Annotated in this window: 11 protein-coding genes; 5 read left to right on the top strand and 6 right to left on the bottom strand. The window is 72.5% G+C overall.

All coding sequences use genetic code 11. From position 1 onward, the window contains the following. The first annotated feature begins 74 nt into the window (after window positions 1-74). The 4 genes from Ade02nite_RS01925 (at window position 75) to Ade02nite_RS01910 (ending at window position 5,264) form a co-directional block, all read left to right on the top strand. A complete protein-coding gene (locus Ade02nite_RS01925) occupies window positions 75-791 on the top strand; it encodes a SemiSWEET transporter (protein WP_203759725.1) in 717 nt (238 codons plus the stop codon). 170 nt (window positions 792-961) lie between these two features. Then, the gene (locus Ade02nite_RS01920; protein WP_203759724.1) at window positions 962-2,644 is read left to right on the top strand and encodes an alpha/beta hydrolase; all 1,683 of its coding nucleotides are present in this window, start codon (window positions 962-964) and stop codon (window positions 2,642-2,644) included. Window positions 2,645-2,882: 238 nt separating this feature from the next. Next, a complete protein-coding gene (locus Ade02nite_RS01915) occupies window positions 2,883-3,842 on the top strand; it encodes a GlxA family transcriptional regulator (RefSeq protein ID WP_203759723.1) in 960 nt (319 codons plus the stop codon). A 30-nt stretch (window positions 3,843-3,872) separates the two neighbouring features. Further along, window positions 3,873-5,264, top strand: coding sequence for a glucose-6-phosphate dehydrogenase (locus Ade02nite_RS01910; protein ID WP_203759722.1), 1,392 nt, complete (start codon window positions 3,873-3,875; stop codon window positions 5,262-5,264). A gap of 4 nt (window positions 5,265-5,268) precedes the next feature. Here Ade02nite_RS01910 and Ade02nite_RS01905 read toward each other — a convergent pair whose 3' ends face one another. The 6 genes from Ade02nite_RS01905 to cbiE all read right to left on the bottom strand — a co-directional run bounded on the left by Ade02nite_RS01905 (window position 5,269) and on the right by cbiE (window position 10,559). Then, a complete protein-coding gene (locus Ade02nite_RS01905) occupies window positions 5,269-5,853 on the bottom strand; it encodes a hydrolase (RefSeq protein ID WP_203759721.1) in 585 nt (194 codons plus the stop codon). A 10-nt stretch (window positions 5,854-5,863) separates the two neighbouring features. Continuing rightward, window positions 5,864-7,216, bottom strand: coding sequence for an MFS transporter (locus Ade02nite_RS01900; protein ID WP_203759720.1), 1,353 nt, complete (start codon window positions 7,214-7,216; stop codon window positions 5,864-5,866). Further along, entirely contained in the window at window positions 7,213-7,653 is a 441-nt protein-coding gene (locus Ade02nite_RS01895; RefSeq protein ID WP_203759719.1) for a MarR family winged helix-turn-helix transcriptional regulator, read from the bottom strand. Before Ade02nite_RS01895 ends, Ade02nite_RS01900 begins: the two co-directional genes overlap by 4 nt. 250 nt (window positions 7,654-7,903) lie before the next feature. After that, window positions 7,904-8,620: a cobalt-precorrin-6A reductase gene (locus Ade02nite_RS01890; protein WP_203759718.1), complete on the bottom strand. Its 717-nt coding sequence runs from the start codon at window positions 8,618-8,620 to the stop codon at window positions 7,904-7,906. Further along, the gene (gene cobM / locus Ade02nite_RS01885) at window positions 8,605-9,393 is read right to left on the bottom strand and encodes a precorrin-4 C(11)-methyltransferase (RefSeq protein WP_239168450.1); all 789 of its coding nucleotides are present in this window, start codon (window positions 9,391-9,393) and stop codon (window positions 8,605-8,607) included. Before cobM ends, Ade02nite_RS01890 begins: the two co-directional genes overlap by 16 nt. Next, window positions 9,348-10,559 (bottom strand): precorrin-6y C5,15-methyltransferase (decarboxylating) subunit CbiE, encoded by a 1,212-nt coding sequence (cbiE, locus tag Ade02nite_RS01880; protein ID WP_203759717.1) that lies wholly within the window; start codon window positions 10,557-10,559, stop codon window positions 9,348-9,350. Before cbiE ends, cobM begins: the two co-directional genes overlap by 46 nt. Window positions 10,560-10,674: 115 nt before the next feature. On the opposite strand from cbiE, the gene Ade02nite_RS01875 reads away from it, so the two are divergent. Continuing rightward, window positions 10,675-12,408: a ferredoxin reductase family protein gene (locus Ade02nite_RS01875; protein ID WP_239168449.1), complete on the top strand. Its 1,734-nt coding sequence runs from the start codon at window positions 10,675-10,677 to the stop codon at window positions 12,406-12,408. Window positions 12,409-12,415 lie beyond the last annotated feature (7 nt).

The following is a 12,415-nucleotide window of genomic DNA, read 5'->3' as shown; positions in this document are numbered from 1 at the left end:
CCGGGCGATGGGAACCGTGGCCGCGGATCTTCACGAACCGCGGCGGACCCCAGACCCCGACCCGAGATCGGATCATGCTTACCCACGCCCTCGGCCTCGTCGCCGCCGTGCTGTCCGTTTCCCTCTCCTGGCCCCAGGTCTACAAGTCCTGCGTGCAGCGCCGGACCAACGGCCTGTCCGCCACCGCCTGCGCCCTCGGGGTGGCCATGCCGTTCGGCTGGATCACCTACGGCCTGCTCAGCGGCGAGCGCATCCAGGTGATGACGAACACGGCGACCGGGCTGGCCGGCCTGGCGATCCTGGTGGCGCTGATGGTCACGCAGCCGTCGCTGCGCTCGGGCCGGGCGCTGCTGGTCGCCGGCGGCAGCGCCGGCGCGGTGGCCGCGGCCGCCCTGCTGAGCCTCGCCGCCGCGGCCCTGCCCGGCGTGACCGGTGGCATGGCCGCCTCGGTGCTGGGCCTGACGCTGGCGAGCGTCTCGTTCGTCTCGGCGATCCCGCAGCCGCTGGCGCTGCTGCGCAACCGTCACATGGACATCTCCGGCCTCTCGCCGCTGCGCTGGCGGCTGGCCGCGGGCGCCTGCGGGTCGTGGTTCACCTACGGGCTGCTGACCGGCCAGCCGGCGGTGTGGTCGTCCGCACTGGTCGGGCTCGTCAGCGCCGGCATCGTCGTGACGGTGCTGCACGTGCGCCGCGAGCGCCCGGTGCTGACCGAGGCCGACGTCGTCGAGGTGACCCGCGTGTGCTGGCGCAGCTCGATCACTACTCGTAACCTCGCCATGGCCGGTGTCTGACATATTGCCGTTCTTCAGGTGAATTGACGCCCGGCACTTCCCGCCTGGAAGTGCCGGGTGTTGTTATTTGCCCCGAATTCGCAAGATCACTCTGAGTGGCATCGACCCCCTACTATGCCGGGCGTCGTGTGGCGGCTCCGCCGCCATTCCCGTCAGAAGGGTCGTTCTGTATGCCTCTGAAGACGCACCGACTACTCACCGCCGCCCTCGCCGGGGTGCTGGCCGCCGGCATGGGCGCGGCCCCCGCGCTCGCCGGCGGCGCACCCAAGACCGGCGCCGACGCGGTGCCCACGCCCAAGCTCGGCTGGTACAAGTGCTACGGCTACGCCGAATGCGCGACGGTCCAGCTTCCGCTCGACTACGACAACCCGCGCGGCGCGACCACCGAGATCGCCGTGCTGCGGGTGAAGGCCAAGAACCAGTCGGCCAAGCTCGGCAGCCTGTTCGTCAACCCGGGCGGGCCGGGCGGCTCCGCCACGCAGTTCGCGCTCGACGCGCCGTACTGGCTGACCGACCCGATCCTCCAGCGCTTCGACGTCGTCGGGGTCGACCCGCGCGGCGTCGGCGCCAGCCAGAACGTCCGCTGCTTCACGTCGGTCAAGGAGCAGACCGAGGTCCTCAACCTGATGAACGTCCCCTTCCCGGTCACCGCGGCCGAGGAGAGGGCGTACGTGCGGGGCTCGAAGCTGCTGGGCAAGGCGTGCTCGACCACCGGCAAGCCGCTGACCGGCGCCGCCTCCACCGCCGAGGTGGCCCGCGACATGGACGTCATCCGCCGCGCGGTCGGCGACAAGAAGCTCACCTACCTGGGCTTCAGCTACGGCAGCGCGCTCGGGCAGTACTACGCCAACATGTTCCCCGACCGCTTCCGGGCGCTCGTCGTCGACGGCGTGCTCGACCCGACGGCCTGGGTCGGCAACACCCGGGAGCCGCTCGACGAGCGGCTGCGCTCCAGCGACGGCGCGTACAAGGCTCTCATCGAGATCTTGAAGCGCTGCGACCGGGCGGGCGAGACGAAGTGCGTCTTCGCCGAGGGTGACCCGGTCGAGCGGTTCGACGCCATCGCCGAGGAGCTCAAGGAGGAGCCGCTCGCGCTGCCGGACGGCGAGGGTGGCACGATCCAGGTGACGTACGCGGTGTTCATCGGCGCGATCCTCGGCTCGCTCTACCAGTTCGACGCGGGCGACCAGGTCACCGCGATCGCCGACCAGGTCGGTGACGCCCTCGAGGGCCGCTCCGGCGCGGCGCTGGTCAAGCGGGTGCGTGACGCGCGGGCCTCCCGGTCGTACGACTTCCCGTACGAGAACAGCTTCGAGGCGACCTCCACGGTGATCTGCACGGACGGGCGGCACCCGGCCGACGCGGGCGCCTGGCCGGCCTACGCGGACCAGCGTGACCGCAAGGCGCCGTACTTCGGCCGAGCCTGGGGCTGGGTCGACAGCCAGTGCGCGAACAAGACGTGGACCGTCCGGGACGAGGATGCGTACACCGGCCCGTTCACCCGCCGGACGGCGGCGCCCGTGCTGGTGGTCGGCAACTTCTGGGACCCGGCCACGAACTACCGGGGCGCGGTCGCGTCGAGCCGGCTGCTGCCGAACTCCGTGCTGCTGTCGAGCAACAACTGGGGCCACACCGCGTACGGCTCCGGGGTCTGCGCGACCACGTCGATCGACAGCTATCTGCTGACCGGCAAGCCGCCGGCCCGCGGGACGGTCTGCACCGACGCCCCGCAGCCGTTCGTCGAGCCGCTGCCGGCCCCGGCGGCGACCACCATGGCGGCCGTGCCGGGTAAGAAGCGGCCGCCGATCGCGGCGCCGCTGCCGGACTCGATCCTGATTCCGGCGAAGATCTGATGTCCGGCGGCGGGGCGGTGCGAAGCCGCCCCGCCGCCGCCTCAGGTGTGGCTGTGCCAGCCGCTTCCCTCACGCGAGTCCGCGACCTTGCCGGTGATCGAAGCGATGAGGATGACCAGGAAGAAGAGCGCCAGTACGAGTTCCATGCATTGAGCATCGTCGTGTTCTGCGGCGGCCGACAGTGGCAGACATGCCACGCATCTTCAAAATCCTGCCAAGTGACCGTAGGCTGCGTCACATGCTGCGAAACGTCGCCGTGATCGCGCTTCCCGACGTCGCCCCGTTCGAGCTCGGCGTGCTCTGCGAGCTCTTCGGCTACGACCGTTCCGCCGAGGGCCTGCCCTCGTACGACTTCGCCGTCTGCTCGGTCGACGGCCGCCCGGTGCCCAGCCGCTCCGGCTTCGACATCGCCGTCAAGCACGACCTCTCCCGGGCCGCCGAGGCCGACCTCGTCGTCGTCGCGCCCTTCGACAACCCGTGGTACGGGCCGCCGCCCGAGGTGGGTGCGGCGCTGCGTGCCGCGCACGACCGGGGTGCCTGGGTGATGAGCGTCTGCACCAGCGCCTTCGCCCTCGGCGCCGCCGGCCTGCTCGACGGCCGCCGCTGCACCACCCACTGGCTGCACGCCGCCCGCCTGGCGCGGCAATATCCGGCCGCGATCGTCGACCCCGACGTGCTGTACGTGCAGGACGGGCGCGTCCTCACCAGCGCCGGCACGGCCGCCAGCATCGACGCCGGCCTGCACCTGATCCGCCAGGAGCACGGCAGCACGATCGCCACGATGCTCGCCCGCCGCATGGTCGTGCCGCCGCACCGCGAGGGCGGCCAGGCGCAATACATCGAGACCCCGCTCAAGCCGGTCGAGTGCGAGACGCTGCAGCCGGTGCTCACCACGGTGCTGGAGACCCTCGACCGGCCGCACACGGTCGAGACCATGGCCGAGATGGCTCACATGGCGCCGCGGACGTTCGCCCGCAAGTTCCGGGAGGAGACCGGCGCGACCCCGCACGACTGGCTCACCGGCCAGCGGCTGCTGCTCGCCCGCCGCCTGCTCGAGGACACGTCGCTCGGCGTCGACGTGATCGCCGACCGGGCCGGCTTCGGCAGCGCGGCCACCCTGCGGCACCACTTCGCCCAGCGGCTGAGCACGACCCCGCAGGCCTACCGGGGAACGTTCCGGTCGTCACAACCGGTGTGACCGCCCGCCCGCGCGGGCAAACGCCGGTTCATGGCGACGACTCCCGGCCCCACCCTGTTCGTGCTCTTCGGAGCCACCGGTGACCTGGCCCGGCGCATGGTGCTGCCGGCCTTCTACACGCTCGCGATCGAGGGGCTGCTCCCCGACGACTGGATCCTGGTCGGCAACGGGCGCGGTGACGTCTCGCACGAGAACTTCCGCAAGCACGTCCACGACGCGCTGACCGAGTTCGGCCCGGCACCCGGCAAGGGGCCGTGGCGGGAGTTCGCGTCGCGGCTGCGCTTCGCCGGCGGCGGCTTCGCCTCGGCGGACCCCGGCAGCCTGCTCGACGTCATCGCCGAGGCCCGGTCCCAGCTCGGCGAGAAGGCTCAGCTCGTGCACTACCTGGCCATCCCGCCGGTCGCCTTCCCCGGCATCACCGAGGCGCTCGGCACGCACGGCCTCGCCGAGAACGCGCGCGTCGTCTACGAGAAGCCGTTCGGCACCTCGCCGTCGTCGTTCCAGTCGCTCAACCGGCTCGTGCACCGGGTGCTGAAGGAGGAGCAGGTTTATCGGATCGACCACTTCCTCGGCAAGGAGGCGACCCAGAACCTGCATGTCGCCCGGTTCGCGAACGAGGCCTTCGCCGCGATGTGGAGCCGCGACCACATCGAGAGCGTGCAGATCGACGTGCCCGAGACCCTCGGCGTCGAGCAGCGCGCCGAGTTCTACGACGCGACCGGCGCGGTGCTCGACATGCTGGTGACCCACCTGTTCCAGGTGGCCGCCGAGGTCGCCATGGAGCCGCCGGCCGGCCTCGGCTCGGCCGATCTGCAGGCCGCCCGCGAAAAGGTGATCCGCGCGTTCCGCCCGCTCGACCCCGCCGAGGTGGTGCTGGGGCAGTACGCGGGCTACAAGCAGATCAAGGGCGTGCGCCGCGGCTCCCGCACGGACACGTACGTGGCCGCCAGGCTCTGGATCGACAACCCGCGCTGGCGTGGCGTGCCGTTCCTGCTGCGCACCGGCAAGAAGCTCGCCGAGAGCCGGCAGGTGGTGAGCCTGGTCCTCAAGTCCCCGAAGGGCCCGCTGTCCGCGCTGCCGGCCCAGTCGAACGTGCTCACCTTCGACCTGGCCGGCGACGGCGCGATCGACCTGTCGCTGCTCGCCAAGCGCCCCGGCGTGGCGCTCGACCTGGAGCCCGGCCACGTCCAGCTGCCACTGGCCGAGCTTCCCGACGCCGAGCCGCTGCCCCCGTACGTCCGCCTGATCCACGACGTGCTGACCGGTGACCGCGCGCTCTTCACCCGCCCGGACGGGCTGAGCGCCACCTGGAAGACCGTCAGGCCGCTGCTCGACTCGCCGCCCGCGCCCGCGTCGTACCCGCAGGGCTCGTGGGGTCCCGCCAAGGCCCGCAAGCTGGCGACCTGGCTGCTGGGATCCTGACCGCTCACCGCTCCCGCTCGGCCAGGACCTCCAGGATCTCGGCGGTCGTGCCGGTCTCGGCCAGGCGGGGGAAGATCTTCTCGATGCCGTTGCGGTGTGTGCCGGCGTCGCGGTCGCTCACCGCGTCGGTGGCGATCGTGACGTGATAGCCGTGCTCGTGGGCGGCGCGGGCCGTCGACTCGACGCCGATGCTGGTCGCGATGCCGGTGAGGACCACCTGGGTGACGCCCCGGCGGCGCAGCTGGAGGTCGAGGTCGGTGCCGTAGAAGGCGCCCCAGTTGCGCTTGGTGACGATGATGTCGTCGCCGCTGGTGAGCTCCTCGACGATCTCGTCCCAGCCGTCGGGGCGTACGGCCGGGGAGCCGGCGCCGGCGTCGGTGCGGCCCTTCGGCGAGTCGGCGCCGTCGGGGCGGCCGGTCACGCGGACCAGCACGACGGGCAGGCCGCGCTCGCGGAACGCGCCGGCCAGCTCGGCGGTGCGGGCGACGACGTCCGTGGCGGCGTGCGGGGTGACCGGCACGGCGACGATGCCACGCTGGAGGTCGACCACGACGAGAGCGGTCTTCGGGTCAAGGGTGGTGATGGGCATGTCGTGCCTTTCAGGGGGTTCGCCCGACTCGGGACAGGGATCGGTCGGCCAGGGTCATGACGAGCATCAGCGCGGCCACCACGCTCAGGAAGATCGCTAGGCCGTGCAGGCCCGCCGTGTCCGCGCCGTGCTTGAAGAAGACGCCGGTGGCGGCCGAGGAGACCATGGCGCCCAGGTAGCTGAAGGTGCGCAGCAGGCCCGACGCGGCGCCGATGCGCGCCGGGTCGGCCTGGTAGTAGAGGGCGCTCTGGTTGGCCAGGCCGTTCAGGCCCTGCGGCAGGCCGCAGATCAGCGTCAGCAGCACGGGCAGCCAGAGCGGGCTGCCCGAGTCGAGGGTGAGCATCAGCACGCTGACCACCAGCTGCCCGAGACCACCGACGATCAATTTGCCCCGGTACGCCGCGCGGCGCCCCGTCACGGTCGAGATCACGATGGCGAACAGCGACATCGGCAGCAGCACCAGGCCGGCGTGCGCGGCGCTCAGGCCACGGCCCGCCTCCAGCCACTGCGTGAAGCCGTACAGGATCGCGTAGGAGGCGGTCTGCGCGAGCAGCGCGCGCCCGTACGTGGCGATCAGGGGCGCGTTGCCGCCGAAGACGCGCAGGTCCAGGAACGGGTCGGGCGCGCGCATCTCCCGCCAGGCGAACCCGGCCGCGCAGAGCGCCATCACCCCCAGCAGCCACAGGTCGCCGGCCGCCGGATCCATCAGGTAGAGCATCAGCGCGGTCAGCGTCCCGGCGAACAGCGCGATGCCGAGGAAGTCGAGCGGCGTCTCGGGCGCCGCGCCGTCGAAGCGGGGCAGCCGCAGCAGCCCGAACACCACGCAGGCCAGCGCGAGCGGGACGTTGACGGCGAAGATCGCCCGCCACCCGGCCGCGCCGATCAGCAGCCCGCCCAGCGTCGGCCCCACCACGACGATCGTCTGCGCGGAGACGGCCAGCGCGGTCAGCACGCCGCCGGGGCTGTCCTTGCCTCGCCGGATCAGATACATGGCGGCCGGATAGCCGGCGCACGTGCCGAGCCCGAGCAGCACCCGCGAGACGATGAGCACGCCGAGGTTCGGCGCGAGCAGGCCGATCAGCCCCGCCAGCCCGACCAGCGCACTGCCGGCCAGGTAGAGCCTGCGCGGTCCGTAGCGGTCGACGAGCCGGCCCACGACGGGCTGCCCGGTGGCGGTGGCCAGATAGAGGGCCGACACGAGCCAGGCGGTCTCGGACGGCAGGGCGCCGAGGGCCAGCCCGATCGGCACCAGAGCCACCGCGATCATCGACGAGTTGATCGGGTTGAGCACCGACCCGAGCACCATCGGCACGATCAGCCGCCGATCGAACGCGGTGCCGCTCTCGGCGACCGCCACCCTCATCGGCGGCCGGCCAAACGGTCCAGCAGGGGCAGCGCCGCGATCAGCGCCTGGCGTTCCTCCTCGGTGAAGTCGTCGGCGAGCGCCCGAGCCATCCACTCCTCGCGCGCCTGGCGAGAGACGCTGATCTTCTCGCGCCCCAGCTCGCTCAGCGAGATCAGCTGCTTGCGCCCGTCCGCCGGATCCGGCGTGCGCGTGACCAGCCCCGCCTGCTCGATCGCGGCGATCGTGGCGGCCATCGACTGCGGCCGCACCCGCTCGGCGGCCGCCAGGTCGGACGACGAGGCCGGCCCGCCCTTGTCGAGGCGGCTCAACACCGACGTCTGCGAGGGCGTCAGCTCGTCGAGCCTCGCCACCTCGCGAAGCCGCCGGCGCAGGCGACTGAAGACGACGCGCACCTCGGTGGCGGCCCGCAGCGCGGAATCGGGGATCTCTGGCACGCCTGCAACGGTAATTTCTTCAGCCCAAACTGACAAGTCCAGCCTGAAGACTTTTCGGGCACACTGCTCCCCATCCCGAGTTGTCCACAGGGTGGTGCCGCGACCTGTCCACAGGGCGGCTGCACGATCTCGACGTTTTCGGGCACGATGTCGCCCAGAGGACGGGGGCCCCCTTTGGGAGGGCGGGCGCTGTGTGTCGGTGGGCGCTGGGAGTCGGTGGGCGTTGGGGGTCGCCCGGCAGCGGCCCGGGCTACAGCAGCCCGACCGTCTCCTCCACCGACGCCGCGACGACCACGCCGGCCGGCAGCGGCGGCCGCTCCACCATCACCACCGGGATGCCGCGTTCCCGGGCCGCGACGAGTTTGCCGTCCGCGCCGCCGCTGTCCTTGGTGACCACGACGTCGATGCGGTGCTGGTCGAGCAGCCGCCGCTCGCCGTCGAGCGTGAACGGCCCCCGGTCCAGCACGACTTCCATCCTGGCCGGCATCGGCGGTTGCGGCGGCTCCACCGACCGCGCCAAGAACCAGGCGTCCACCTCGGCGAAGGCCGCGATGCCCTGCCGCCCCGTGGTCAGGAAGACCCGCCTGGCGCCGAGGCGGGGGAGCAGGCTCGCCGCCGCCGCCAGATCGGCCACCCGATGCCACGAGTCGCCCGGCTCCTCGCGGAAGCCCGGCCGGCGCAGCACGATCAGCGGCACCCCGGCGGCGCGCGCGGCCGTGGCGGCGTTCGCGCTGATCCCGGCGGCGAACGGGTGGGTCGCGTCCACCAGCACGTCGATCCGCTCGGCGACCAGATAGGCCCGGAGCCCCTCCGCGCCGCCGAAGCCGCCGATCCGCACCTGACCGTCGGGCAGCAGGGGAGCGGAGGTCCGCCCGGCCAGCGACGTGATCACCGTGCACCGGGGCGCCAGCGCTCCGGCGAGCGCCCGGGCCTCCGTGGTGCCGCCGAGGATCAGGATTCGCGGCATCGGGTCGTCGAGTAGAGGTGGCTGTCCGGGAACTGGGCCGCCGTCAGGGCGGCGCCCACCACGATCACCGCCGTGCGCTTGATGCCGGCCTCTTCGACCTGCGCCGCGATGTCCGCGAGGGTGCCGCGCAGGATCACCTCGTCGGGGCGGCTCGCCCGGGCCACCACCGCCACCGGGCAGTCCCGGCCGTACGAGGGGATCAGATCCGCCACCACGGCCTCGATGCGCTGGACGGCCAGGTGCAGCACCATCGTCGACCGGCTCGCCGACAGGGTGCGCAGGTCCTCGCCGGGCGGCATCGCCGTGGCGCGCTCGGCCGTGCGGGTCAGCACGACGGTCTGCGCCACCGACGGGACGGTGAGCTCGCGCCCCAGCGACGCGGCGGCCGCCGCGAAGGCCGGCACACCCGGCGTGATGTCGTACGGGATGCCGGCCGCGTCCAGGCGCCGCATCTGCTCGGCCACCGCACTGAAGACCGAGGGGTCGCCCGAGTGCAACCGCGCCACGTCGTGCCCGGCCTCGTGGGCGTCCGCCATCTCGGCGAGGATCCGGTCGAGGTCGAGGTTCGCCGTGTCGACCTTGCGGCAGCCGGGCGGGCACGCGTCGAGCAGCTCGGCCGGGACGAGGCTGCCCGCGTACAGGCAGACCGGGGATTCCGAGATCAACCGCTGCCCTCGTACGGTGATCAGGTCGGCCGCGCCGGGCCCCGCGCCGATGAAGTGGATCGTCACCGGGTCACCGACCAGATCGTCACCGGCATCATTGCTCTCCATCCCGTGAAGCCGCCGACCGGCGACGCCCGATTCACCGCGAGCCGGGTCATCTCGCCGCCCAGCTTGGCGTGCGCGGCGGCCAGGAACGCCTCCGACTCGACGGTCACCGCGTTCGCGACCAGCCGCCCGCCGGGGCGCAGCGCCGCCAGGCACGCGTCGAGCACGCCGTCGCGGGTCAGCCCGCCGCCGATGAAGATCGTGTCCGGTGTGGGCAGACCCTCCAGCGCGGCCGGCGCGCTGCCGTGGATCACCTCGAGGCCCGGTACGCCGAGCGCGCCGGCGTTCGCCCGGATGTTCGCGATCCGCTCGGCGTGCGGCTCGACGGCGACGGCCCGGCACGACGGGTGGCTGCGCATCCACTCGATGCCGATGCTGCCCGAGCCCGCTCCCACATCCCACAGCAGGGCGCCCGGCGTCGGCGCCAGCACCGCCATCGTCACGGCGCGCACCTCACGCTTGGTGAGTTGGCCATCCGAGGCGTACGCCGTGTCCGGCAGCCCGGGCGCGAGCGACGAGGCCGGCCCGTCCCCGCACTCGACGGCGATCACGTTCAGCGGATCGACGCCCGGATCGTCCCAGTCGTCCGCCTGGGCCGTAACCCGGGTCTCCGAGGGTCCGCCCAACTGCCCGAGCACAGTGAGGGAAGCCGAGCCGTATCCCGCCGCGGACAGGAGCCCGGCGACCGCGGCCGGCGTCGAAGCGTCCCGCGACAGCACGAGGATCCGCCGCCCCGGGTTGAGCACCCGCCGCAGCACCGCCACCTCGGCCGTGACCAGGCTCACCACCTCGGTCGTCGCGAGCGGCCACCCCATCCGCGCGGCGGCGAGCGACACCGACGAGGGGTGCGGCAGCACGCGTACGTGGTCGGGCCCGGCCAGGCGCACCAGCGTGGCCCCGATGCCGTGGAACATCGGGTCGCCGCTCGCCAGCACGCACAGCCCCGGCCCCGCGTGCTCCTCCAGCAGCCCGGGCAACGCCGGGACCAGCGGAGACGGCCACGCGACCCGTTCGGCGGCGACCTCGGCCGGCATCAGCTCGAGCTGCCGCGCGCTGCCCAGGATCACCCGCGCCGCCCGGAGCGCGCTCTGCTGCGTACCGGACAGGTCGTGCCACCCGCCGGCGCCGATGCCGACCACGGTGACCAGGTCGGAGTCGTCGGCGCGCATGCGCCGAACCTATCGTGGGGCCGGGTCGTGAGATTTTCCGGATCCCGTTGAGCGATGGTCGCGGCCGGTGCGTACAACACCCCGACGGCATGACGACGGTGAACGGGTGAGGACTATGGCGCAGGGACCCCCCACGTTCCAGCAGCGCTCCGCGCCGGACGAGGACGAGCAGTACTTCGCCGGGTTGCGCGGGGCGCCGGAGGACGACGATCCCTGGTCACGCCGTTCCCCGTACGCCGCCTCGGCCACCGCCTCGGACACCGACGAGTCGTGGGCCCGCGCATCCTCGGGACCGGACACCGACGAGTCGTGGGCTCGCACGGCCTCCTCCGCCGGCCAGGGCGACCCGTGGGGCCGGCAGGACGCCGACCCGCAGGTCTCGACCGGCTGGGACGTCCGCGAGGTCGACAACTGGCTGCCCGACGACGAGTTTCGCCGCAGCGACATCCTGATCGAGTCGCAGACCGACCCGACCGGCTGGAAGACCACCGGCTCGGTGCAGCCGCCGATGTCCGACGACCGCCCGCCCGCCGAGGCCGTCTCGGGCAACCGGCTCTTCACCGTCCTGCTCTTCTTCTCCGGGCTTGCCACCAGCGTCGCGCTGTGGGTCTTCGACACGCAGCCCGGCGCGGTCAACGACACGCCCACGCTGATGCTCGCGGCCGGCCGGATCACCGGGCTGATCGGCGGCTACCTGCTCTTCATCCAGCTGCTCATGATGAGCCGCGTCTCCTGGCTCGAGGACTGGGTCGGCGCGCGTGACCTGCTGCGCTGGCACCGCTGGCTCGGCACGTCCCTGGTCGTCCTCGTCCTCGCCCACATCGTCTTCATCGTGTACGGCTACGCGCTCACCGGCGAGACCGGCGTCGTCGACCAGGGCTGGACGATCATCACGACGTTCCCCGAGATGATCAGCGCCACGGTCGCCACCGGCATCCTCGTGCTGATCAGCCTGATCTCGATCCGGGCCGCGCGGGCGAAACTCCCGTACGAGCTCTGGCATCTGATCCACCTCGCCGGCTACCTGGTGCTGCTGCTGGGGTACGGCCACCAGGTCGCCACCGGCGCCGACCTGAGCGGCCGTTTCGCCTCGGTGTTCTGGCCCGGGCTCGGCGCCCTGGTCATCTCGGCGCTGGTGTGGGGCCGCCTGATCGAGCCGCTCTGGCTCAACGCGCGGCACCGCTTCGAGGTCGCCGAGGTGGTCGGCGAGGCGTCCGGCACGTTCTCGATCTACATCGGCGGCAAGAACCTGGAGAAGCTGCCCGCGCAGGCCGGCCAGTTCATGCGGTGGCGCTTCCTGACCCGCAACGGCTGGTGGCAGTCGCACCCGTTCTCGCTGTCGGCGGCGCCCAACTCGCAGTGGCTGCGGCTCACCGTCACCGCGGTCGGCGGCCACACGTCCCGGCTGGCCACGATGAAGCCGGGCACACCGATCTGGGCCGAGGGCCCGTTCGGCGTCTTCACGGCCCAGCGCCGCACGCGCCGGCGCGCCCTGCTGATCGCCGGCGGCAGCGGCATCGCGCCGATCCGGGCCCTGCTCGAGGACATGCCGCCGGACACCATCGTGATCTACCGCGCGTCCCGCCCCGACGAGCTGGTCTTCCGCGGCGAGCTGGAGGACCTGGCCGAGCGCCGCGACGCCTGGGTGCGCTACATCGTCGGCTCCCGCAACGATCCCGGCCCGAAGCGCCTGTTCACGCCGAACGGCCTGCTCGGCCTGGTGCCCGACGTGAGCCGCCGCGACGTCTACCTGTGCGGCCCGCCCGGCCTGGTCGAGGCGGCCGTGACGACCCTGCGCGAGCTGGATGTGCCCGACAGTCAGCTGCACCTGGACCCGTTCGAGTTCTAGAGGAGTT

The sequence above is a fragment of the Paractinoplanes deccanensis genome (assembly GCF_016862115.1).
Lineage (GTDB): Bacteria > Actinomycetota > Actinomycetes > Mycobacteriales > Micromonosporaceae > Actinoplanes > Actinoplanes deccanensis.
Note: the sequence above shows the minus strand (reverse complement) of the source record. Positions and strands in the feature narration are given on the sequence as shown.